Source organism: Sulfurimonas xiamenensis (genome assembly GCF_009258045.1).
Taxonomy (GTDB): Bacteria; Campylobacterota; Campylobacteria; order Campylobacterales; family Sulfurimonadaceae; genus Sulfurimonas; species Sulfurimonas xiamenensis.
Genome location: NZ_CP041166.1, coordinates 566380 through 589985, shown reverse-complemented (window position 1 = coordinate 589985; position 23606 = coordinate 566380). Strand labels below are relative to the sequence as shown.

Annotated in this window: 22 protein-coding genes; 7 read left to right on the top strand and 15 right to left on the bottom strand. The window is 32.9% G+C overall.

Annotated elements, in window-relative coordinates; all coding sequences use genetic code 11:
• Window positions 1–6 precede the first annotated feature (6 nt).
• The 9 genes from rbfA to nadA form a co-directional block, all read right to left on the bottom strand.
• On the bottom strand, window positions 7–357 hold the full coding sequence (gene rbfA / locus FJR47_RS03115; RefSeq protein ID WP_152299011.1) for a 30S ribosome-binding factor RbfA: 351 nt from the start codon (window positions 355–357) through the stop codon (window positions 7–9).
• Window positions 354–2999 carry a translation initiation factor IF-2 gene (gene infB / locus FJR47_RS03110; protein ID WP_152299010.1) on the bottom strand — a complete coding sequence of 882 codons (2646 nt, stop codon included), beginning with the start codon at window positions 2997–2999 and terminating at the stop codon, window positions 354–356. The genes rbfA and infB overlap by 4 nt, the downstream gene beginning before the upstream one ends.
• A gap of 291 nt (window positions 3000–3290) precedes the next feature.
• Window positions 3291–4172: a homoserine kinase gene (gene thrB / locus FJR47_RS03100; RefSeq protein WP_152299008.1), complete on the bottom strand. Its 882-nt coding sequence runs from the start codon at window positions 4170–4172 to the stop codon at window positions 3291–3293.
• A 7-nt stretch (window positions 4173–4179) separates the two neighbouring features.
• Window positions 4180–4641, bottom strand: a complete 462-nt coding sequence (locus tag FJR47_RS03095) for a hypothetical protein (protein WP_152299007.1) — start codon at window positions 4639–4641, stop codon at window positions 4180–4182.
• Entirely contained in the window at window positions 4634–5518 is an 885-nt protein-coding gene (lpxC, locus tag FJR47_RS03090) for a UDP-3-O-acyl-N-acetylglucosamine deacetylase (protein ID WP_152299006.1), read from the bottom strand. Before lpxC ends, FJR47_RS03095 begins: the two co-directional genes overlap by 8 nt.
• A gap of 113 nt (window positions 5519–5631) precedes the next feature.
• On the bottom strand, window positions 5632–7002 hold the full coding sequence (gene pgp6, locus FJR47_RS03085) for a peptidoglycan metallopeptidase Pgp6 (protein ID WP_241690947.1): 1371 nt from the start codon (window positions 7000–7002) through the stop codon (window positions 5632–5634).
• Window position 7003: 1 nt separating this feature from the next.
• On the bottom strand, window positions 7004–7942 hold the full coding sequence (locus FJR47_RS03080; RefSeq protein WP_152299005.1) for a DHH family phosphoesterase: 939 nt from the start codon (window positions 7940–7942) through the stop codon (window positions 7004–7006).
• A 76-nt stretch (window positions 7943–8018) separates the two neighbouring features.
• Window positions 8019–8834, bottom strand: coding sequence for a carboxylating nicotinate-nucleotide diphosphorylase (gene nadC / locus FJR47_RS03075; protein WP_152300267.1), 816 nt, complete (start codon window positions 8832–8834; stop codon window positions 8019–8021).
• Window positions 8831–9862, bottom strand: a complete 1032-nt coding sequence (gene nadA / locus FJR47_RS03070) for a quinolinate synthase NadA (RefSeq protein WP_188093745.1) — start codon at window positions 9860–9862, stop codon at window positions 8831–8833. The genes nadC and nadA overlap by 4 nt, the downstream gene beginning before the upstream one ends.
• 89 nt (window positions 9863–9951) lie before the next feature.
• Between nadA and plsY the strand changes: the two genes are divergently transcribed.
• The 6 genes from plsY to FJR47_RS03040 all read left to right on the top strand — a co-directional run bounded on the left by plsY (window position 9952) and on the right by FJR47_RS03040 (window position 14917).
• Window positions 9952–10566, top strand: coding sequence for a glycerol-3-phosphate 1-O-acyltransferase PlsY (gene plsY, locus FJR47_RS03065; RefSeq protein WP_152299003.1), 615 nt, complete (start codon window positions 9952–9954; stop codon window positions 10564–10566).
• Entirely contained in the window at window positions 10563–10892 is a 330-nt protein-coding gene (locus tag FJR47_RS03060) for a dihydroneopterin aldolase (RefSeq protein WP_152299002.1), read from the top strand. The genes plsY and FJR47_RS03060 overlap by 4 nt, the downstream gene beginning before the upstream one ends.
• Window positions 10893–10993: 101 nt before the next feature.
• Window positions 10994–11668: a homeostatic response regulator transcription factor HsrA gene (gene hsrA, locus FJR47_RS03055; RefSeq protein WP_152299001.1), complete on the top strand. Its 675-nt coding sequence runs from the start codon at window positions 10994–10996 to the stop codon at window positions 11666–11668.
• 106 nt (window positions 11669–11774) lie between these two features.
• Complete coding sequence (locus FJR47_RS03050) at window positions 11775–13073, top strand: sensor histidine kinase (RefSeq protein WP_152299000.1); 1299 nt, start codon at window positions 11775–11777, stop codon at window positions 13071–13073.
• 110 nt (window positions 13074–13183) lie between these two features.
• Window positions 13184–13435 carry a YfhL family 4Fe-4S dicluster ferredoxin gene (locus tag FJR47_RS03045; protein WP_152298999.1) on the top strand — a complete coding sequence of 84 codons (252 nt, stop codon included), beginning with the start codon at window positions 13184–13186 and terminating at the stop codon, window positions 13433–13435.
• Between the two features lie 9 nt (window positions 13436–13444).
• Complete coding sequence (locus FJR47_RS03040; protein ID WP_152298998.1) at window positions 13445–14917, top strand: Ppx/GppA phosphatase family protein; 1473 nt, start codon at window positions 13445–13447, stop codon at window positions 14915–14917.
• Window positions 14918–14920: 3 nt separating this feature from the next.
• Here the strand turns inward: FJR47_RS03040 and bamA are convergent, their stop codons facing one another.
• Window positions 14921–17179 (bottom strand): outer membrane protein assembly factor BamA, encoded by a 2259-nt coding sequence (bamA, locus tag FJR47_RS03035; protein ID WP_152298997.1) that lies wholly within the window; start codon window positions 17177–17179, stop codon window positions 14921–14923.
• 100 nt (window positions 17180–17279) lie between these two features.
• Here bamA and FJR47_RS03030 point away from each other — a divergent pair, with 100 nt between their 5' ends.
• Window positions 17280–18110 carry a prephenate dehydrogenase gene (locus FJR47_RS03030; protein WP_152298996.1) on the top strand — a complete coding sequence of 277 codons (831 nt, stop codon included), beginning with the start codon at window positions 17280–17282 and terminating at the stop codon, window positions 18108–18110.
• Here FJR47_RS03030 and FJR47_RS03025 read toward each other — a convergent pair.
• The 5 genes from FJR47_RS03025 to FJR47_RS03005 are packed head-to-tail and all read right to left on the bottom strand — an operon-like array spanning window position 18107 to window position 23591.
• On the bottom strand, window positions 18107–19525 hold the full coding sequence (locus tag FJR47_RS03025; RefSeq protein WP_152298995.1) for a BatD family protein: 1419 nt from the start codon (window positions 19523–19525) through the stop codon (window positions 18107–18109). The genes FJR47_RS03030 and FJR47_RS03025 overlap by 4 nt on opposite strands.
• Window positions 19526–19547: 22 nt before the next feature.
• Complete coding sequence (locus tag FJR47_RS03020; RefSeq protein WP_152298994.1) at window positions 19548–21434, bottom strand: VWA domain-containing protein; 1887 nt, start codon at window positions 21432–21434, stop codon at window positions 19548–19550.
• Window positions 21431–22360, bottom strand: coding sequence for a VWA domain-containing protein (locus FJR47_RS03015; protein ID WP_152298993.1), 930 nt, complete (start codon window positions 22358–22360; stop codon window positions 21431–21433). Before FJR47_RS03015 ends, FJR47_RS03020 begins: the two co-directional genes overlap by 4 nt.
• Window positions 22353–22760, bottom strand: a complete 408-nt coding sequence (locus FJR47_RS03010) for a hypothetical protein (protein WP_152298992.1) — start codon at window positions 22758–22760, stop codon at window positions 22353–22355. The genes FJR47_RS03015 and FJR47_RS03010 overlap by 8 nt, the downstream gene beginning before the upstream one ends.
• On the bottom strand, window positions 22761–23591 hold the full coding sequence (locus tag FJR47_RS03005) for a DUF58 domain-containing protein (RefSeq protein ID WP_188093744.1): 831 nt from the start codon (window positions 23589–23591) through the stop codon (window positions 22761–22763).
• Window positions 23592–23606 lie beyond the last annotated feature (15 nt).

Below are 23606 nucleotides of genomic sequence, written 5' to 3'. Positions count from 1 at the left end.
ACTCACTTAATCTTTAGCGATTTTTTTGAACAGCTCTTCAATATTTTGAGCTTTTTTTAACTGTTCGTCAAATTCAAATGTAAACTTCGGAGAACGAAACCAGCCTTGATCTTTCATACAAAAAGTTTCTATTATCGGTCTTGCTTTTTTAAGCAGTTTTAAAAACTCACTCTTCTCTTCTTGTGTAAATGAAGCAGGATCAATATAAACTTTGGCATCACTTCTACCTCGTGAACATTTTATGTCTATTACATCTAATTGATGTAACCTTTTATCATTCAAACTGCCAAGAGCTTCAGGAATCAATTCAAGAAGAATTGACTCAGTTCTTTTCAACTTTATTTCAGCTTCTGTCACAGAGATACTTTTTGCTCAATTTTTTTGAATGTTTCTATTACATCACCAACTATAACATCATCATAGCCTTTAATCATAACACCACACTCATAACCGTTACCAATCTCTTCAACATCATCTTTAAAGCGTTTTAGAGAAGTCAATTCACCTTCATGTACAACAACACCGTTTCTGATAACACGAACAAGACCTCCGCGTACAAGTTTTCCATCAACAACAACACATCCGGCAACCATACCTTTAGGAGACTTAAATGTATCTCTTACTTCTGCTTGACCTGTATTTTCCTCAGTAAACTTCGGTGCCATCATACCAGTCAACATGCCAGTCATATCATCAAGGAGTTGATAAATTATAGAGTATGTTCTAATATCAACATTTTTTTGTTTTGCCAACGCTTTTACACTTCCTGTAGGACGAACATTAAATCCAAGCAATACACAATTTTCACTGTTTGCCACAAGTTCAACATCATTTTCTGTAATTCCGCCTACACCTGAAGAGATAATATTAATTTTTACCTCTTCATTTCTAAGCTCATTCAATGAGCTTTTAATAGCCTCAAGTGACCCGTGAACATCTGTTTTTAAAACAACTTTGAGAGATTTTAAATTACCTTCTGCAATCATACTTGTCATATCTTCTAAAGTAGATTTAGTACTATGAGAAAGCTCTTTATTTCTATCGTATTCATGGCGTTTTTGAGCATACTCTTTTGCCTCTTTATCACTTTTCATAGCCATCATTATTTCACCTGATGATGGAACTTCATTGAGTCCGACAACTACTGCAGTATGACTTGGTTTTAAACTTTTTATCTGCTTTTTATTTTCATCAATAAGAGCTTTAATACGCCCATAAGCACTGCCGCAAACAACATAATCGCCAACTTTTAGTGTTCCATTTTGCACAATTACAGTTGCGACAGCTCCGCGACCTTTTTCAAGAGATGATTCAACAACAGCAGCTTTTGCCATAGCGTTTTCATTTGCTTTTAATTCTAAAACTTCAGCAGTTAAAAGGATGTTTTCAAGTAAGTCATCTATCCCCATTCCTGTTTTTGCAGAAACTGGAATAAACTCTATATCTCCGCCCCAATCAACAGGATTTAGACCGCGTTCAGCCATTTGTCCCTTAACCATATCGGGATTAGCACTCTCTTTATCCATTTTATTAAGAGCTACAATTACAGGAGCTTCTGACTCTTTAGCTAATTTTATAACTTCATCTGTTTGAGGTTTAACACCATCATCAGCCGCTACAACAATTACGATAATATCCGTAACATCAGTACCTCTTTGACGCATCTGTGAAAATGCAGCGTGACCAGGAGTATCTATAAATGTAATTGCTTCACCATGCTGCTCAATCGTATATGCGCCGATATGCTGCGTTATGCCGCCAGCTTCATCTTCAGTAACTTTTGCTTTTCTTATCGCATCTAAAAGTGAAGTTTTACCATGATCAACATGTCCCATAATTGTAATAACAGGAGGTCTTTTAGTTGCATTTTCATCAATCGTCTCTGCCATATCTTCTTCGTAGTTAAAGGCATCTTTTGGATCTACGATGGTTACTTCAACACCAAACTCTTCAGATAGAATCTCAATCTCGTCACTTCCTAAAAAGTCGTTTTTAGTCATCATTAAGCCAAGGCTAAAAAGAACTTTTATTACATCTGAAATCGGACGATTAATCTTTTCTGCAAATTCATAGACACGGATATCCTCAGGAATTTCAACATGTGTTACCACTACATCTTCAGATTTATCTTTAGTATATTTTTTTCTTTTGTCACGAGCAACTTTTCTACCTTTTGGAGCAGCTTTTTTATTTGCATTTCTTCCTACAGGCTTTGGAACTTTTGGCTTTCTAGGCTCTTCTGGAACAATCTCTTTTCTCTCAGTAGCATTTAAATCAAGTAAAACAACTTGATCATCCATATCCATTGATACTTCAGCCAAAGAGCCGCCAAAAATATCAATTTTCACACCTTGTTCTTGTTTTTTAGCACCTGAACTCTGTTTTGTTTTTTTCTTTTTTGCCAACTCTTCTAAAACATCAGCACTTATTTTGCCATAAGAAGAGACGGCTGTTTTTTGTCTTGCAGGCATATTGTAACTTTCATCACTTTTTTCTTCCTGCTTCGGCTTTTTCTTTTTGACTATTTTAAGCCCAGATTTTTTAATCTGTAATTTTTTAGGTTCAATTATATTTAATGAAGTCTTATTTTCCTCTTCTTTAGCTTCTTTTTTTACTGCTTCTTGTGTAAGTTCTTTTACTTCAATCTTTTCTTTGTTTTGAGTTTTTTGAGTTTCACTTACCTGAACATTTTTTTCAATACTCTTTTGTTCATCTACTTTAGGTGCTTCAATTTTATCTTTTTTAGTTTCTTTTTCAGGAGTTTTTTCTTCTTTTTGAGTATCACTTATTGGTTTAGCAGATGTTTTTGTTTCTGGTTTTGATGCTTGGGCAAGCTCGCCACTCATTATATAATTCATTAATCCTTCAGCTTCCTGCATTGTAACTGAACTATTTGCTGATTTTACATCAATACCCATATCTGAAGCTTTTTTTACTACATCTTTAGAAGCTATTCCTAGCTCTTTAGCAATTTCGTGTACTCTAACTTTTTCTGTCATCAGTGATGATCTCCTTTAGTATGTTCAAAAATTTGTCTTTATCTCCACTTTTGCATTGCCGCATTAGTGATTTTAATACTTTCTTATTATCTTTAAGACAAGCTTTACATATATAAAAACTTCTACCATTTCCTCTAAAAAGACTAAGTTGTGAATCTATACACTGAAGTCTAGCAAGATTATTTTGTATATCTCTTTGCCTACAAGAGATACACATCCTAAGAGGTTGATTAAATTTTTTTGCCATTATATCCAAAAGTTCCTTGATTTAATAAGAAGATGCGAATTAATCTATTTTTCTATAATAAGTCCATCATTATCAAAATCTAAAATTTTAACAATGAATTCCGGAAATTTTTGACTAAGCTTACTTGCAATCATTACTGCATCTTCATCGTAAACCATTGAAAAAAAAGTAGAACCGCTCCCTGAGAGAGTACTCATCAATGCTCCACTCTCATAAGCTGTTTTTTGTACACTGAAAAGTTCAGGTAAATTTTTCATTCTTGCTTTTTGATGGAACCTATCCTGCGAAGCCAATTTTAAAATCTCCCAATCTTCATTAAAAAAAGCAGCTACACTAAGAGCCGTATGAGAAAGATTATAAACCGCATTCTCTTTTGAATATGATTTTGGAAGTAGCGTTCTTGCTTTTGATGTACTAATTGGTTTGTTTGGTATTACAACAACTGCTTTAATATAATTTGGAAGATGTTTTTTTTGAGAAAAAACTTTACCCTTCTCTACGGTAGCAGCATTAAAACCACCCATAACCGCAGGTGTAATATTATCCGGATGCGATTCATAAACTAATGCATGATTCAAGATTCTTCTTTTTGAAACTTTAATTCCTGCAGCCTCGTGTGCACTTGATATAGCACTTACAATTACTGCAGACGAACTTCCTAATCCTCTTGACATTGGTATTTGGTTATAAAAAGTAAATTTAAAACTTTGTCTTTTTTTAGTCAATCTATTATAATGTTCATTGAAAATACTAACAAATAGATTATTACCTTTTAACTTTGGATTATTTTCACCCTCACCTTTAATATTTACACTAAAAAATTTTGATGGATGAAACTCAACTAAATTGCGTAAATCAACTGCTAAACCTAAAGAATCAAACCCTGGTCCAAGGTTCGCACTCGTTGCCGGCACACTTATTGTCACATTATTCCTATCCAACTGCTCCAATACCATAAAGAGGGGCGGCAGTTGTGCTAAACTTACTATAATCAAGCACATCTGGAAGTATAAAACTTGCCTCTGGCGCTATTTCTAGTTTTTGGGTTTTTATTTCTGAAGAAATTTTAACAAAAAATAGCTTTCCAATCGCTTTGATTGGTTGATTTTCATTAAAATAAAATGCATCTGTTGCTAAAAGCGGTATATTTTTTAATACACTCATAGATTTTAAAAATATATATGCAATTTTTATTGCCATAAAACTTCCCGGTCCATTTGCATAAAAAAGTTTTTTTATCTTATATTTTTTTGATAATTCGTCAAATATATTTGGTAAAATTTCTGAGCTTTTTTCATAACTTTCAATAGTCTCAATTAATTTTTTCTCTTCATATACCCCAACCAAAACAGGAGAAGAGAGCGTAATAAAAACTAAATCTACACTCCTAAGCATATGCTTTTTCTAACTCTTTTGTTTTTTCGCCTACAAGCTCTATTACTTCATAATTTTGAGCATCTTTTAAAAGTTCAAGCGTAAGTTTATGATTAAGATCATGACTTCCCGCCATAGCTTCATAATTGCCTACAAAATTCATTCCAATAAGAGCCATATCACCGATTGCATCAAGTATTTTATGTCTTACAAATTCATCAGAAAATCTAAGTCCTTCTGGATTTAAAACTTTTTTCTCATCTAAAACAACAGCATTTTCCAAAGAGCCTCCAAGCGCCAAACCTTTTGAGCGAAGATATTGTACTTCATGTAAAAAACCGAAAGTTCTGGCTCGTGCAATCTCGTTTTTATAGTTTTGTTTTGTAAAATTTAAAATATACTCCTGTTTTTGAATTACAGGATGTGGAAATTTGATAGTAAAGCCATACTGCAAATCATGAGATGGGGACAATTTGACATATTTCTCTCCTTCTTGAACAATTATCTCTTTTTTTATCCTCATAATTTTTTTTGGCACATCTAACTGAACAATGCCTGCTTCATCTAAAAGCATACAAAAACTCGCACTGCTGCCATCCATAACAGGAATTTCATCAGCATCAACTATTATTTTAAGGTTATCAATTCCATAAGCATATATAGCAGAGAGCATATGTTCGATTGTTGAAATTACATAGCCGTCTTTGCCGATAACAGTAGCCATTTTAGTATCAACAACATTTTCTGGAATAAGCGGAATGGCTACATCAACATCGCTTCTATAAAATATTAACCCGCTGTTTGACTCCAACGGTTCCAATCTTAACTTAACGGCAGAACCTTTATGAAGGCCTATTCCGACAAGCTCAACACTCTTTTTTATTGTTGTTTGATACATAGCTATTCCTACTTATAAAATCTTATATATTATAAACAAAATTCATATTATATTTAGTAATTAAATTTTTTTTCAAATCACAATTTATTTAACTCTAAATTGTACACTATATTTTAATTTTTATCTATAATAGTTTTTGCACTCTTAATTACATCACTAATATTTAGCTTTATCCATGTAGCATCCATCCATTCCGCAGGACGAACTTCCACACCTTGAATTAAAACTCCAAAATGCAAATGATCTCCCATAGCATAGCCGCTTTTGCCGGTATTTGCAATATGTGTTCCGGCTTGAATTATATCACCGCTGTTAACATTTACACTTGAACAGTGACCATATAATGTATAAAGTCCCAGCCCATGAGAAAGAATAGGCATATTCCCATATAAACCATTATAACCTGCATAAACAACCTCTCCGCCATTATGAGGTTTTATTTGAGCCATTGCATTGCTTGCTAAATCTAGCCCTAAATGATACGATTCACTGATACGATTTCCATTGTAAGAGTATAATCTATGATCTCCAAAACGAGCAACAACTGCCCCATTTTTCAAAGGATACATCTTATTTATATAAAAATCCTGAATCATCTCATTTGAAACTTTTGATGTAATATCATATATTAATTTTTCATTTTTTTCTCGTACATTCTCATTTATAATTTTAAACTGTTCTATCGGATCTGTTACACCTTGAGTCTCTGCAAACTCCTCTGCCAGATCTGCTATTTTCCCTTTTAAAAAATTGTCACTTATTTTTATATTTGATACTTTATACTGTATATCTTTTAAAAAAAGAGGAATATGCGCTTTTGAAGTATTGTCTGCATAATCTTTGGCAACAACTGCAGCTCTAAATGTTGACTCTTTTATAGGCCATGCAAGAAGAGCTATGTAATATCCCTCTTTATAAAAGGGCTGTGCTTTAAATTTTTTATTAAAACTTGTCTCAATATATAGCTCTTTTAAATTTTCATCTTCAGCTTTAAAAACAACAAGCGCAGCGCCTCCTTTGCTTATTTTATAAGAGTTTGCAACTGTATTTAAGGCAGGTCTTTTTTTATCGATTTTTAATTTAAACTCACTTCTTGCAATATTTCCTTTAAAAAAGTTCCATTTGCTTGTATCAACTGCTTCAACAACTATTTTAATATCATTCTCTTTCATAGTATAAGCACTCTTTGGAGGTTCAACTTTAATATTTACTGACTGTTTTGGAGTTAAAAACTGTTCATTGTATAACAAAGTCTCTTCTGATGAACCTATTAAAATTACTTTGTATGCTTTTAATCCTGTGGTATCATCTATCGATATATCCAAAGAGTTTTTAAGATTCCAGTATCCATTGTTTTTCATTGAAATTACAGGAGCTTCTCTCTCAAACATCTCTGCGTTATATCCATATAACACAGCACCTATTATTACTGCAAATAGACTCAATAAAGCTATTGAAGATCCGTTTTTTCTTCCTCTTCTCAAACTATAACTCCTTTTGTATCAAATTTAATATTTTTGTCTCTGCCTCTTCTAAAGAGACAACACTCTTTAAATCAAAACCGGCTCTCTCTTTGTGTCCGCCGCCGTCAAATTTGACAGCGATTTTGCAAACATCCACTCCCGCTTTAGAGCGAAGAGAACCCTTTATTGTAAAATCGCTCTTTTGTCTAAGCAGCAAAGCGACCTTTACATATGGAAGATTTAATGACTCTTCCAGCGGAGCTTCGCAATCCTCTGCAGCTGCACCGGTCGATCTCATATCCTCATCACTTACGCAAAAAACTGCAACTTTTGCATTATATTTTAACGACATATTTTTAAACATAACTGCTTTTAGCCTCAAAGCCCCAAGCGAGATGCTTTTCATAATATTTTTGTTACAAAGTTTAAAATCTGCATCCTGATCCAGCAGCTCTTTAACCGTAACAAATAGCTTACTGTTGACTTTTTGAGACAAAAAACCATCAGAATCATCCAGCAATCCGGCATAGAGTGCTGTCGCCATTTTTCTGTTTACTTTTACATCGTTTGTTTTAAAAAAATCATACAAAATCTCTGTTGTGCTAATAAAATCAGTTTTTACTAAATTTATATCTCCATAGTAGCTGTTTGTAATGTGATGATCTATATTTATCAATTCACACTCTACATCTGTGCCCAAACGCTTCTCATTTGCACAATCAAGTGCAATTGCCAAATCTGCAGAGTTTGGAAATGAGTTTCTAATCTTTTCAAACCATGGCATAAAAGATAATTTCTGATCTATTTTTTGAGTTTTGCAAAACCATGAAACCTTTTTATGTTTCTGTAGTAAAAAACTATACATAGCACTGGCACTGCCTATTGAATCCGCATCAGGATTGAGATGCGAAATAACAACAATATGACCAGCTTTGTCTATTTTTTCTAAAATTTCACTCAATTTATATCTTTTTTGTGATTATATACTACATTCTTATTCATTTTGTAAATATAATTTAAAACTTCTCCAATAACAGCTAATCCATTTTCATAGACAGATCTATCCAGTTTGCCTGATGAATAAGCGAACCGCTGCTAATTGCATCTATGCCGGTTTTTGCGTAAGATTCAATAGTTTCAAGTGAAATATTTCCGCTTGCTTCCAAAAGTACATGTGGAAAATTTTCATCTCTATACGCAATAATTTCTTGAATCTGCTCCGGAGACATATTATCGCACATCACTATATCAGCTCCGGCTTCAAAAGCCTCCTTTGCGGTTTCAAAGTTCTCTGCCTCTACCTCTATTTTTGAAGTAAAAGGAATCTTTTTTCTTGCTTTTTCTATATAAATTTTAAGATTCTCTATAGTTTTTAAATGAGTGTCTTTTATCATTAACGAATCATCCAAGCCCATGCGATGATTTACTGCTCCTCCGCATCTTGTCGCATATTTCTCAAAAATTCTAAGCAGCGGTCTTGTTTTTCTTGTATCTAAAAGCTTAACACCGTAAGGTTCTAAAAAATCTGCATACTTTTTAGTCAAAGTTGCTATTGAACTTGCATGAAGCAGTATATTTAAAAGAGTTCTCTCTATTTTTAAAAGCACATGCGAAGTCCCGCTGATATTTGCTAAAACATCGCCTTTTAAAAAGCTTTCACCGTCATTTACATTCCATGTAATTTCAAAATTCTCCAACTCTGCCAAGACATTTATATACTCAACACCCGCTGCGACTCCGTCACTCTTTGCGATAATTCTGGCACTTGCTTTAACACTAGGCTCAACTAAAGCATACAGATCACCACGACCAACATCTTGATCTAACGAGGCTTTTACAAACTCTTCTATCATAATGCTAACATCCGTTCTAAAGCTATTTTTGCCCATTTTTGTGTTTTTTCATCCACTTCTATCTCATTAAGAGGCTCACCCTCATCAATAGATTTAAGTACATCATATACATCTTTTAGTGTTGTTTCATTCATAGTTGGACACTCCGGTTTTGTAGAAGATAGTACGAAAGTATTTTTTGGACGCAGACGATTAACTAAGTTAAATTCAGTTCCAACTGCAACCTTTTGATCTTCGGGAAGCTTTTTGATATAGTTTATAAGCTGAGAGGTAGATCCTACAAAGTCGGCAGCATTACATATTTCAGGGTCACATTCCGGATGAACAGCTATAAGTATGCCCGGATATTTTTTACGATAAAAGTTAATATCGTCCATTGTAAAAAGCTGATGGACAGAACAAAAACCGTTATAGCAAATAATATCGGCATCTGCAGGATTGGTTCCATCACCGATTACACATGATTTAAGTCCCATCTGATTTGCTATATTTTGACCCAAACATCTGTCTGGAACAAAAAGTATCTTTTTACCCTCCTTAAGGGCTGTTGTAATAATTTTCTTTGCATTGGAACTTGTACAAACCATACCACCCATTTCGCCAACTTTTGCTTTTACATCGGCATTTGAATTTATATAAGTGATAGGCAAAATATTTTCATTAGGTATACCTGCATCATTCAGAACCTTTACAGATGCATCAAACTGCATGCCATCAATCATTGTTGCCATTGCGCAACATGCAGCTTTTGGCATAACTACTCTTTTGTTTGGCGATAAAACTTTTACACTCTGCCCCATAAATCCGACACCGCAAAAAAGAACAAACTCAGAATCATCATCTCTAGTTTTAATTGCAAGTTCGAGAGAATCGCCTGTGATATCAGCTATCTCAAAAACTTCGTCTCTTTGATAAAAATGTGCGACAATAGTTACATTCAATCTTTTTTTATACTCTTTTATCTTCTCTTTTAATTGTTCAGTTGTAAGTTGCAAAAAAAATTCCTTCTTCAAATAAATAGTTGTCATTATATCAAAAAATAATATTTGTCGTATATTTTTTATATGCTTGTAATGATATACAGAGTAAAATACTACAAATTTTTACAAGGGTATAGATGGATTTTTTATTTAACACAAATGCTCAGTTTTTTATTGCAGCCTATTTAATAGGCGGAATTCCTTTTGGTTTGCTCTTAGCTAAAAAATATGCGGACTTAGATGTGAAGAGTAGCGGATCGGGTAGTATAGGTGCAACAAATGTTTTAAGAGTTGTCAAAGAAAAAGATCCCTCTTTGGCAAAAAAACTAGGCATTGCAACACTGGCACTCGATGCGTTAAAAGGTGTTTTCATTTTAATAATTGCATATTTTGCAGGAGTAAGTGAAGCAACATTGTGGGGTATCGCTGTTTTATCTGTTATCGGGCACTGTTTTAGTCCCTACCTGAATTTTGAAGGCGGGAAAGGAGTTGCAACAGGATTGGGAGTTATGATGTTTATGCTTCCTCTTGAAGCCATTGTGGCACTTATAGTTTGGGCATTTGGAGCAAAATTTATTAAAATATCTTCTCTCTCTTCTCTTACTGCTCTTGGCGCACTGATAATTGCCAGCTTTATAATTCATCCAGATATGGCACATGCTCCGGTTATTATTATAGGATTTATACTTTTTTATAAACATATTCCAAATATTATTCGTCTTTTAAAAGGTGAAGAAAAAAGAGTAGTATGACAATTCATATAGAAGATCTGAAATTTCAATGCATTATTGGAATTTTAGATTTTGAAAGAACAACTCCTCAAGATGTAATTATCAATCTTACTATTGAGTATAACTATAAAAATAATTTTATAAATTATGCCGATGTTGTTGAAATTATCAAAAAAACAATGATAAAAAGTGAGTTTTTTCTTATAGAAGATGCTCTAGAGAGTCTAAATTTAAAGTTAATTAAAGAATACAAAGCGATAAAAAGCATCAATTTAAAGATAACAAAACCATCGATTTTACCCGACTGCAAGGTAAGTGTAAGCAATTATTGCAAATCCCAATCTTAATTATAAGTTAAAGTTTTATTAAAAAAAAATTAAAAACTACTTTAAATTAACCTAAAATTATGATATCATTCCGCCAAAATATTCATTCATAGGACAAATTTATGCGCATTCTAATTATAGAAGATGAAGTCACATTAAACAAAATGCTTGCTGAAGGACTTAAAGAATTTGGTTATCAAAGCGATGTAGTAGAGACTCTTAAAGATGGCGAGTACTACTTAGATATTCGAAACTACGATTTAGTACTAATGGACTGGATGCTTCCTGATGGAAACAGTGTTGACATTATCGGTGATATAAAAACTAAAACTCCAAAGACTGTTGTAGTTGTTCTATCGGCGAGAGATGATAACGAAAGTGAAATAGAAGCTCTAAGAAGCGGTGCTGATGATTACATTAGAAAACCGTTTGATTTTGATGTTTTAGTTGCTCGCCTTGATGCGCGTCTTCGTTTCGGTGGCAGTAATATCATTGAAATTGAAGATTTAATCATTAATCCGGAAGAGGAAAAAATTACTTATAAAGAGCAAGAGATAGAACTAAAAGGCAAACCTTTTGAAGTTCTTACGCATTTAGCGCGTCACCGTGATCAGATTGTATCTAAAGAACAGCTATTAGACGCAATTTGGGAAGAACCGGAACTTGTTACTCCAAATGTAATTGAAGTTGCTATAAACCAAATTAGACAAAAAATGGACAAACCATTAAATATAACCACAATTGAAACTGTTCGTCGCCGCGGTTATCGTTTTTGCTTCCCTAAAGAGATAAATTAAATTTTTAATATGTAAAAAGGGAAATACCCCTTTTTACAGCTAAAATACTCAAAATGGCAAATTATATAGGCTATAATTATAAACTTTTGTTTTTATAGGTAAAAAAATGTTTTCAAAAAGAAGTATTAGACAAAGCTTTTTAATCCAACTAATATTTGCCTCTGCTTCATTAATATTTATATTTTCTTCTATTTTATATTTTTACATCGAAAGATCTATTTTTGAAGAGAAACATCAAGAACTTTTAAACTATGCAAAAAACATTGCACAAAATGAGTCTATTTATGGCTCAGAAGCACCCTCGCCTGAAATGTATCTGGGATTAAATGTTGAAATAATATATCTTGATGTAACGCATCTGGATATTGAAATGTATGAAACAACTAAAAATAATGAAATATATTTAACACTTATATACCCTTTTAATTTGGATGAATTGAGTTATTTAAAAATAACAAAAGAGATAACAGCTACAAAAATACTTTTAAAAAAAATACTCAACTACCTTTTTGTTATAAATATCGCCGGATTTTTACTTGTTATTATTTATGCAATTGGATTATCAAAAATGCTTGTAATGCCTGTTAAAACTCTAAGCAATAAGCTCTCAAATATGAATGAGCATCTTATGCGTCCAATAAAAGTAGAAGAATTACCGGAGGAGTTTGAGCCTCTTGGTATTACAATCAATCATTTAATTAAAAGAATACAAAACTTTGTTAAGTACCAAAAAGAGCTCTTTATCGGAACTGCTCATGAACTAAAAACACCGCTTGCAGTTATAAAACTAAAGAATCAGGTAACTCTTATAAAAAAACGCTCTCCCGAAGAGTACATTGATGCTCTTAAAGTAACGAACAAAACAATAGATGAGATGAACTTTATAGTTACAAACATACTTAATATAGGCAGACAAGAGGGAGCTCAGCTAGAAAAACCTCAAGAAGTTGATGTAATAAAAATTTTAACTCAAAAAGCAGATGATTTTAAACTTTTAGCTGAGAATGAAGGCAAAAAACTGCATATTCATCTCGAACCATGTGGCTATATGGCAGTTCTTCAAGTAAGTTTGCTAAATCAAATAATACAAAATTTTTTACAAAATGCACTTAAATTTACGCCAAAAGACAAAAGTGTAACTTTAAGAAGTTCACAAAACAACTACGGATTATTGATTGAAGTAATTGATGAAGGATGCGGCATAGATGAAAGCTCAGATCTTTTTGCCCCTTTTAAAAGAGAAGGAAATAAACCTGGAGTTGGACTAGGTCTTTTTTTGGCAAAAAGTGCAGCAGATGCATTAAGTGCAAAAATAAGCATCAAAAATAGAACAGACGGAATTACAGGAACTGTAGCTAGCTTAAATCTAAATTCAAAACTTTCATGTATTCTGCCCGCAAATTAGGAAATAGTCAAATTTAAAAAACAATAAAGCTTTATTCTGCTATAAATCGAGCACATAAAAATATATTAAAATAATATATTTAAATTGGATTATAACTATAAGGTATTTTAATGGCTTTAATAATAAATGATGAGTGTATTGCTTGTGATGCATGTCGTGAAGAGTGCCCTACTTCAGCTATTGAAGAGGGAGATCCTATCTATTTTATCGATCCTGATCGCTGCATAGAGTGTGTCGGTGTTTATGATGAACCTGCATGTGTATCAGTTTGCCCGGTAGATTGCATTGTACCTGATAAAGACAATGTTGAATCTATTGCAGAGCTTCAATTTAAATATAAACAATTACTAAACGAAGAGTAGAAAAGTTAGATGGCAAAAAGAGTAGCAGTCATAGACATCGGTTCCAACTCAGTTAGAATGATTATCTATGAAAAAACTTCTCGATTTGCATTTCATATTTTGCATGAAGCAAAAAGCAGAGTAAGAATCTCTGAAGAGACTTATCAAAACAGTGGGAATCTTCAAGATATTCCCATGCAGAGAGCTTTTGACGCATTAGAGAACTTTTTATCAATAATCAAATCCTTTAAAGCCAGAAAAACTCTTTGTATAGCCACTTCTGCACTAAGAGACGCTCCAAATCAAAAAGATTTTGTAAATAGAATAAAACACTCTCTTGGCTTAAATATTAAAATTATAGATGGCCAAAGAGAAGCTTATCTTGGAGCAGTTGCATGCGCAAATCTTTTACCGGAACAAAAAAATGCTCTAAGCATTGATATCGGTGGCGGTTCAACCGAATTTTCACTTATTAACAAACAAGATATTAAATTAAATATATCTCTTAATTTAGGAACAGTAAGATTAAAAGAGCTCTACTTTGATACAAATGATATAGACGGTGCAAAAAAATACATTGATTCACAATTGACACAATTAGACAATATTAATGTATCTTCTATTATTGGCATCGGCGGCTCATTTAGAGCTATATCCAATGCGATATTAAACAGCAGCAGTTACCCTCTTAAAAAACTTCACGCTTTTGAACCTGACTATAATGAGTTTATAGAATTTTTGAAAAAAATTTTAGTTGCAAATGAAGATGAACTGAAAAAGCTTGGTATTAAAGCAAATAGAGTTGATGTTATAAAACCAGGAGCCATGATACTGCTTAGAGTTTTCAAAAAATTAAATATTAACACTTTAATCAGTAGTGGTGTAGGAGTTAGAGAGGGTGTGTTTTTATCTGATTTGCTTAGAACATCAAAAAATAAATTTCCCGCCAACTACAACACATCCGTAAGCTATATAATTGATTTACATATAGACAATAAAGCCTATTCAAATCAAATAAGCAGTGTTGCAAAAAAAATATTTGATTTAACCTATGAATATTTAAATATAGACAAACAATATCGCTATGAACTAGCAATAGCTGCAAAACTTTGTTTAAGCGGAAACAGTCTTCACTACTATTCTCATAATAAACATAGCTATAATCTTATCAAAGATGCTTTAGAATTCGGTTTTACACATAAACAGATAATTCTTATTGCAACCCTGGCAAAATATGCAAAAAGAAAACTTCCATCATCTTCACATATAGATAAATTCAGAGATCTTCTTCCAGAAACCCAACAACTCAATGCTCTTAGCTATCTTCTCTCATTAAGTGTTGCTCTACTGTCTCACCAGCCAAGAAATATTGATTTTACAATAAGCTTTGAAGAGAATGTACTAAATATAAAATCTAAAAATAGTTTATATTTAGCTAAAGAAAATATAAGCAAACTAGAAAATTTAAATAACTTAACCGTTAAAATTCTTACTGAAAATTAACAGTTAAAATCTTTGTCCCATAGTAAATTCAAAGGCCGCTGTTTTATCTCCCTCTTCCTCTCCTAAAGGTTTTGAAAACATCAGCTGAATAGGTCCGACAGGAGAAAACCACTCAAGTCCTGCTCCAACTCCGCCACGAGATATATTTTTCACCAAATAATCATCTCTGCTATCTTCTGTAGTTCCTATGTATCCCCAATCAAGATATGTCACTAAACGCATTTTTGCCTTAGGAACAAGTGGAAAGCTGAATTCTAAGCTGTTTGTGGCACTATACTCACCGCCTACTCTTCTAACACCGTCTTCTTCATCTAAATCTTCTATAGTCGGAGCCAATGAATATGATTCATATCCCCTGACACTCCCTATACCACCTAGATAGAATCTCTCTGCAATTGGCAGATAGCCCATCTCTTTAACATAATTTAATTTTGCTTTATATCTGGCAATGAGATCAAACCCAAGATACTCTTCAAATCCTTTATATGCACCAAAGCTAGTTCCACTCTTAAAAAATTTAGCATCTGAACCAATTCCGGCATTTTCAAAACTTTGGCTAAAAGTAAAACCTTTTCTAGGAAGATAAAAATCATCTGTATTATCAAATTTTACACTTAGTGTGATTGAGCTTTTCCCATAATTTTCATAATAGGGGTCATTATAATATGTAGAATTTTCATCAATGTCATAACTATTGTTTGAATATCCATAACCTATATATCCGCTGACAAATCTAGTAAATCTATGCCCTGTTCCTAAAGTCAAACCATCAGACATAACAATATAGTCATCATATTCATAATCTGATGTATAAATAGAAAAATTACCACTGAAATCACTATCATTTAATCGTGGGTTTGATATATTAAATGAGTAATTTGATGTTAGCTCAGAACGCTCAGCTTTAACACCTACATTTATTCCTGAACCCCATATATTTCTATCATCAACAGCAACACTTATAAGAATTCCGCCATAACTTCCGTAACCGCCGCCTAATTGGATATTACCCGTTGGCGCTTCTTTTACTTTAACAATCAAGTCTATATTTTTATTGTCTACTCTCTTCTCTTCAATGGTATTCCCATCAAAAAAACCAAGTCTGCCAAGAGCATTTCTTGAATCTGTTAAATCTGTTAGAGAGTACATATCACCCGGCCCTAGATAGAGTTCTCTTCTTATAATTCTGTCTAAAGTTCTATTGTTTCCTGAAATAATGACATTTCTAATTTTAACTTTATCCCCTGGTATTACTTTAATCACTACCTCAACTGTTTTATTCTCTTTATCCTTTTTTAGGTCCGGTACAACTTGTACAAATGCATAGCTTAAATCCGCAATCAAAGTTTTTATTCTTTGTGAATCATCCCTAAATGTTTGAACATTAAATGCTTTGCCTACTTCCAATTGAATCTGCTCTTTTATTAATGTATCATCAATTACATGCTCTTGCTGCTCAATTGTAATAGCACTAATTGTATAAATTTCACCCTCTTTTATCTGATAACTCATATCTGCCGTATAATTATCAAAATTTACTTTTACAAACGGTTCATTGACATCAATATCTAAATAGCCATGCTGCATATAAATATCGCGTATTCTTAAAGGATCATAAGCTAAGTCTTCCACTTTCATCTTACCATCATTTCGTCCCCAAAGCCAACCCATAAATTCGCGTTGTTTATTTGCAATAATCTCATCAAAATTTTCAGTTTCCAAGCCAGATACACCGCTATAAGCCAACTCTTTAATAACTATTTCCGCACCCTCATTTACCAAAAAGGTAATATGCATGCTGCCATTATCCAAACGCTCTTTTAAAATTTCTACAACACTGTCAATTTTTCCCTCTTGATTAATCGCCTCTATAATTCTTTTTTTTGCAGCTTCAAGTTTTTTCTCATCATACAGTGCACCTACTTTTATCTGAATGATACTGTCTCTAATTTCAGTGTCATTCTCTTTCCACCCTTTTAATTCTATTTTTGATATAAGCGGCTTCTCTTTAAAATGAAAAGTTAAAATGCCATCTTCGTCTAAATCAACCCATATATCTTCAAAATATCCCTGTTTAAAATAACTTTTTATAGATTCATCAATCATTTTATCATCAACATTATCACCTATTTCAAACTTAAGCATTCTTGATGCTACAGATTCTGACATATGTACCATACCCTCATATTTTACAGATTTTACTGTGTATGCATATAAATTTACTGCCAGTAAAGTTAACAATGTTGCTAAAAATATTCTCATTTAATTTCCATAATTATAAAATAGAAGGAGATTTTACCTTTTATGAGGTTAATATTAAGTAAACTTTGTATAATTTAAAAAATAAAAAAAAAGAACTGATATGAATGTAGCAATAATTGGGTTAGGTCTTATGGGAGGTTCACTTGCCATAAGTTTAAAAAAATTAGATTTTATCAATAATATTGTCGGTAGTGATCATAATAAAATTCACCAGCAAGAGGCAGTAGAGCTTGGTTTGGTTGATAATGTTATAGAGTTTAGTGAAATTAAAAATTACGATGTTATTTTTTTAGCAATTCCGGTAGATGGAATAATCTCGGCACTTAAAAATTTAACAGAGGTAAAAGAGAGTGCAACTATTATAGATCTAGGCAGCACAAAATCCAAAATAATTTCATCTGTTCCGCCAAAGATACGGAAAAATTTTGTTGCTGCACATCCAATGACAGGAACTGAAAGTTATGGACCAAAAGCTGCAATTGATAATTTATATAAAGACAATGTTGTAGTTTTATGCGATATTGAAAACAGCGGAGATTTTCAAGTAAAAATCGCAAAAAAAATATTTAAAGCTCTTGAGATGAAAAAATATTTTATGTCTGCAAAAGAGCATGACCGTCATGCAGCTTTTATCTCTCATATGCCTCATGCTATCTCCTACTCTCTTGCGAATACGGTTATGCATCAAGAAAACAAACATAATATTTTAGCACTTGCAGCCGGTGGGTTTCGCTCTATGAGCCGTTTAGCAAAGAGCTCTCCAAATATGTGGGAAGACATCTTTAGACAAAATAGAGCAAATCTGCTTGAAGCAATCACTCTCTTTGAAGATGAGTTAAAGCTTCTAAAAGGGTATATTGAAAATGAAGAGTGGTATAAAGTGCATAAAAATATTGAAGCCGGAAATAGACTTCATGATATTTTAGATTAATTTATTTTATATTTTTTTAAAACCTCAGTTACACTTTTTTTATCTATCTCTATATTTTGATTCTGATAGATATTTTTCTCTAAAATATCTATTATCTCTTCAACTTGTGGATCATGCTTAAACTCTAGAAGTTTTACCAAAAGATTTTTAGGATCTTTTATGGAAATTTTGTGCTCTTTTTTAAAATTTATCTTCTCTTTAAAAATCATAATCAAGACTCCACATACCAGCCCAAATACAAATATAATCACTAAAATGCTACTGTCTATTTGTGTAATTTTTATACTCTCTTGCGCATCACTTCTACTCTCTTGTCTTTTTATATTGAGCACTTCTTCAGATTTGGCATTTTTTACATGTATCGGTATCTCTTTTGTAGAAACAGTTTTTATCTCTTTTGTTTTAGGATTAAAATATTTTAAAGTAAATTCAGGAACACTAAACTCTTTCTCAGCAACGAAAACTAATTTTTGTGTTAATTTGTCTCCCTCGATAGCACCCTTTTCCTCAAAAACAGCAACTCCTTGAATCTCAGGTTTAAAACTTTCTATATCTTCTAAATTTCCGCTGCCCAAAACTTCTACGATACAATTTACAGCTTCATTGGCTTCAATTTCTGTTTTATCAACAGTTGCACTTATGCTAAAATCACCAACTAAATTTATATCTTTTGGAAGCGGTTTTACATCAAAGCTTAACTCATTGGAAAAATAGGTTTTCCACTTTATCGAAGGAATCCAACTGCCCCAGCTGTCTACTTTGGAACTTCTTGAAGCCACCTGCATTTGAGCTTTTGTGATTTTTAATTCACCAGCTCTTTGCGGTGCCATTGTATAGACTATTTCCGTTATGATATATTTTCCATCTTCATATTTTTGCGGCTTTGATTCATTTTTAACCCAAAAACCTTTTAATTCCGGTGAGGTAAATTTACTGTCAACTGCTTCTGCATTTTTCCTTTGCTTAAAAGTGAGTGTCATATCAAATGTCTCACCTACAAAAAGTTCTTTTTTATCGCTCTGTAGCTTTAAAACAAAATCCAAATCTTTTGTCCCGCTGACAGGAACGACCTTTATCTCAAGAGAATTACTTGATTCTATCTTACCATCAACTTCAACTTCAACAGGTTCTATTGTACAGCTCTTTTGCGGTACAAATTTATAGCTTAAAACATAGTTTTTGCTAATATTTCCATTAATAATCTGCATACTTGTTTGAGAACTTGTAGAGATTACATCACTATCACACAATCTTTTTATATTCGGTCTTGTAATCTCTTCTCCGGAGATGTTTAAGGAGTATGTAACCATCTCTCCTAATTCTACTGTTTTAGAATCAACTTTAGCGATAACTTCAGCATAAACTCCATGTGAAGAAACAAATAATAAAAATAGTAATTTTAAAATAGTATTCAATTTTTTTCCTTTTAATCAGTTATTACCAAGGTTTTTCATCTAAACTGCTGCTTTTTGGCTTTTCACTATTTAATTTATATAAATAGGTACTATTATGAGTACATAACTGCTCAATCCATTTTTTCTCTTCCTCATCACTCATACTCTCTTTATCAACCTTTTGCGCCGTAACAGATTGACTCTGAGAAGTGTTTTCATCCTCTTTTTCTAACTTCTCAACCTTCTCTTTTTTACTCTTTTGATCTGTTTGGTTATTATCAGATCTGCTATCTTGTTCTTTTTCTTTTTTACTCTTCATATCACCGGAATTTTTCTCTTTGGACTCTTTGCTTTGTGAATTCTCTTCTTTACTTTTTTCTTGCTCTTTATCACCCTTTTCATCTTTCTTAAAGCCTTTTATATCTCCATCTTTGTCCTCTTTGTAACCTTCTTTATCTCCATTTTCATCTTCTTGAGCACCCTCTTCTTGCTGTTCTTGCTCTTCATCCCCATTTTTTGAGTTACTCTTTTGTTCTTCTAAAATCTTTTTTACCTCTTGCAAATTTTCTCTCGTTTCTTTGTCCTCTTTGATTTTTAGTGATTTTTCATACGCTTCTACAGCTTTTTGCAAACTCTCCTGATTTGCTTCTTTAGCATAAGCGTTTCCCAAATTTGAAAGATTTCCTGCCTTTTTGTTTTCATCATCAAAAACCGCTTTTTCATACGCCTCTATCGCTTCTTTATACTTTCCTTGTTTATAAAAAGCATTTCCTGCATTAAAATAACTCTCCGAATTTTGCGTATTTTGTGCATACTCTTTATAAATTTCTGCGGCTTCCTCATACTTTTGAACTTTATACGCCTCTTTCGCTTTTCTTAACTCCATAAAATCCAAAATTGCGGCTTGCGCATGCTGAGTGTTAAAAAGAAAAAGAGAAAAAAGTATAAAAACTGATGCCACACTACTCTTTTCTCTTGCACCTATAGAGCTTATAGCAATAAGCAAAAGAATAAGTGACATACCTAAAGGGTAGTAAAAGAGCGGTGTATATCTCTGAATTTCTTCACTCTTTAGCTCTTTTTGATCGCTTTTATCTATTATCTCTTTAAACATAGTTTTTATATCTTTTGAAGAGGTCGTGCCCTCTATATAAACACCTCCCGTTTTTAGAGCCAAATCTGCAATCTTCTCATTGAGTTTTGAAATAATGATATCTCCTTTATACTTTATAAAAGTCCCATCTTGAAGTTTTATAGGCGCACCTTTTTTGGTTGCAATACCTAAAATAAAGAGAGTAATATTGTGTTTCTTTGCCAACTCTATTTCATCAGAAAAATCGCTCTTGTCTCCTCCGTCACTTAAAAGAAGAAGATACTTTTTATCTTGATCTTTTTGTATTTTGCTTACAACATCCAAAAGAGATAAAAAATCTGTTCCTTTTTCAGTAATAGAAGATGTATCAAGCTGGCGAAGCAAGAAAGCAACGGCGCTTGCATCAAAACTAAGAGGAGAGACAAGATAGGAGTTTTTTGCAAAAGCAACTATTCCTATTCTCTCATTTAGTTTTTCATCTAAAAGCGTAAGCACCTTCTGTTTTGCAGCTTCAAGGCGGTTTGGATAGATGTCTGATGCAAGCATTGAGTCTGATATATCTATGGCAATCATAATATCTGCGCTCTTGGCTTTTACCTCAACAGTTCCCTCTTTTATAACAGGTTCTGCCAGTGCTATAATTATAAAAACCCCCATAAGCAAAAAAAGAGCATTTCTTGCTTTAAGCGTTAAAGTATTTGTACTTACACGCAGTCTATCCATAACCTCTTGAGTAAAATAGTTTGCATAAGCCTCTTTCTGCGTAAGCAAAAATCCAAATAAAATAAAAAGCGGAGGCAGCATATAATACAAAAATTCAGGATGTAAAAAACTCATGCATGCCCCCTTTTATTTCTAAGATATATATAGAGCATCAAAGACAAAAAAGATATCAAAAGAGGAAAATGATAGTAATATTTTATATAACTAAAACTCTCTCCTTTTATTTCAGACTTTTCCAGAGCATCAATTGTTTTATACACCTCTTTTAACTCATCGGCATTTGAAGCTCCAAAAGCAACTCCTCCACTCTCTTTTGCTATTTGCATTAATACATCTCTGTTATATTCATGTGGCATACCTATTCCGATAGGATAAACTTTAACGCCCTCTTTTTTTACCATATCCAGTGCAACATCAAATGGAATTTTATCAATCTGGGGCGTGCTGTGGCCATCTGTGAGCAAAATAGCCACTTTCGTTTTTGATTTGCTCATCTTTAAAAGATTTACGCCTTGTGCAAGAGATGTGTTTAGTGCAGTATATTTTCCTGCCATCCCAATATTGAGTTGCGAAAGAATTTTATTTAAAATATTTGCATCGTATGTAAGAGGTGAAGCGATAAATGAAAAAGACCCAAATACAACCAAACCTATATTGTCATTTTCTCTTTTAGATATAAAATCACTCACAATATTTTTTACTACATCAAACCTTGTCAATCTTGGATTAGCTGCATCAAATCCATTTGCCATCATTGATTCTGAAGCATCTAAAATCAAAGCCATCTCATATCCCTCTTTTGGTTCAAGTTCGTACGGTTCATCTTTTACAGGCGACATGAGAGCTAAAATCATCATAACAACTCCAAGCCATTTTAAAAACAAGAGTGTTTTTGATGCTGAAACAGAAGTTTTTAAAAACTCGCCTGTATGAGGAAAGTAGATAGATGGCAATTTCATCTTGCAAAACAGAGCGCATACTATAAAAAAAAGAGTTATAAATGCTATTTGTGGAAATTCAAAATAGATTCCATCAAACATCAATCATCTCCTTATAAAGTTCTATATAACCGATAACTTCATCTTCAAATGCGTCAACCTCTTTTTTGTACTTATACGCTGTAAGTCTATTAACAATATTTTCATACATCTCTTGATGTCTGGGAGTATCATTTTTAAATGTTGCACCGTAAAAAGTTATAGCGTAAGCACTCTTTTTTGTATCATTCAAGTCGAGTGAATTTAAAATCTTAAAATGCTCTTTTCGTATATTAAAAGCTTTGCGTTTTTTTAACCAGATATAGATAAAATAGCCAACTGCAAGTAGTAAAACAAGAATCAAAAAAGTTATGCCTAAAAAATAGTAAAAGGAGTACTCTTCTACTTCAACAATTGGTTTTATATCATGTAGCGGGATATCGTAACTTTGTGATTTTTCCATCTATCGTCCCTCAAAAAGTCTGCGAAGTGCTACAGCTGCACTTGAATCAGTATAGACTTTTGTAAACCTTATACCGCTTTTTCTAAGTGTTTCAAAAAGTTTATAATCATGCAATGCGACCTTTTTACTGTAAGCTTTTACACTTGAAGAGTTAAAGTCACCCTCTAAAACCACTCCGCTTTCTGGGTCCAACAAAGATGCAAAACCCATTTCGGGAGGATGCTCTTCAAGCTTATCTCTAACTACAACGGAAATAACTTCATGTTTTTTTGCTAAGAGCTTAAAATCGGGTATCTCAAAGTAGTCACCGATTATTAAAATAAGAGATTTTCTTTTTAATCTTTTATAAAGAGTGTCGGCAATAAATTTAAAATCAACTCTTCTGTTTAGCGCATTAAAATTTAAAATCTCTTCGACACTTTTTTGAACCTGATAGAGCTTTTTACTTGGTTTTGTATGCGAAATCATCTCGTCGGTAAAGATATAAGAGCTTAACAGGTCTCCATTTTTAAGCGTTGAAAATCCTAAAAGAGCAGCTACTTCAGCAATTATCTCCTGTTTAAATTTCTTAGAACCAAAGTGAACACTGCCGTTTAAAATAGAAACTATTACAACACTCAGTTCTCTCTCTTCGCGAAAAATTTTGATAAAAGGTTTTTGCATCTTAGCGGTAATATTCCAGTCAATATGGCGGATGTCATCACCGGGCATATATTCGCGAAGCTCGATAAAGTCATATCCCTCACCATGAAAAACAGAAGGGTTGTTTCCGACCATTTCGCTAAAGACCTGGCGTCTTGCGCGAACCAATATTTTTTTTAATTTGCTCATAATGTAATGCTCAAA

Coding starts and splice junctions, on each gene's coding strand:
- infB (WP_152299010.1), bottom strand. CDS start 2,999: ATGACAGAAAAAGTTAGAGTACACGAAATTGCTAAAGAGCTAGGAATA.
- FJR47_RS03095 (WP_152299007.1), bottom strand. CDS start 4,641: ATGCTTAGGAGTGTAGATTTAGTTTTTATTACGCTCTCTTCTCCTGTT.
- lpxC (WP_152299006.1), bottom strand. CDS start 5,518: ATGTATCAAACAACAATAAAAAAGAGTGTTGAGCTTGTCGGAATAGGC.
- nadC (WP_152300267.1), bottom strand. CDS start 8,834: ATGATAGAAGAGTTTGTAAAAGCCTCGTTAGATCAAGATGTTGGTCGT.
- nadA (WP_188093745.1), bottom strand. CDS start 9,862: ATGACAACTATTTATTTGAAGAAGGAATTTTTTTTGCAACTTACAACT.
- plsY (WP_152299003.1), top strand. CDS start 9,952: ATGGATTTTTTATTTAACACAAATGCTCAGTTTTTTATTGCAGCCTAT.
- FJR47_RS03060 (WP_152299002.1), top strand. CDS start 10,563: ATGACAATTCATATAGAAGATCTGAAATTTCAATGCATTATTGGAATT.
- hsrA (WP_152299001.1), top strand. CDS start 10,994: ATGCGCATTCTAATTATAGAAGATGAAGTCACATTAAACAAAATGCTT.
- FJR47_RS03050 (WP_152299000.1), top strand. CDS start 11,775: ATGTTTTCAAAAAGAAGTATTAGACAAAGCTTTTTAATCCAACTAATA.
- FJR47_RS03045 (WP_152298999.1), top strand. CDS start 13,184: ATGGCTTTAATAATAAATGATGAGTGTATTGCTTGTGATGCATGTCGT.
- FJR47_RS03040 (WP_152298998.1), top strand. CDS start 13,445: ATGGCAAAAAGAGTAGCAGTCATAGACATCGGTTCCAACTCAGTTAGA.
- bamA (WP_152298997.1), bottom strand. CDS start 17,179: ATGAGAATATTTTTAGCAACATTGTTAACTTTACTGGCAGTAAATTTA.
- FJR47_RS03030 (WP_152298996.1), top strand. CDS start 17,280: ATGAATGTAGCAATAATTGGGTTAGGTCTTATGGGAGGTTCACTTGCC.
- FJR47_RS03020 (WP_152298994.1), bottom strand. CDS start 21,434: ATGAGTTTTTTACATCCTGAATTTTTGTATTATATGCTGCCTCCGCTT.
- FJR47_RS03015 (WP_152298993.1), bottom strand. CDS start 22,360: ATGTTTGATGGAATCTATTTTGAATTTCCACAAATAGCATTTATAACT.
- FJR47_RS03010 (WP_152298992.1), bottom strand. CDS start 22,760: ATGGAAAAATCACAAAGTTACGATATCCCGCTACATGATATAAAACCA.
- FJR47_RS03005 (WP_188093744.1), bottom strand. CDS start 23,591: ATGAGCAAATTAAAAAAAATATTGGTTCGCGCAAGACGCCAGGTCTTT.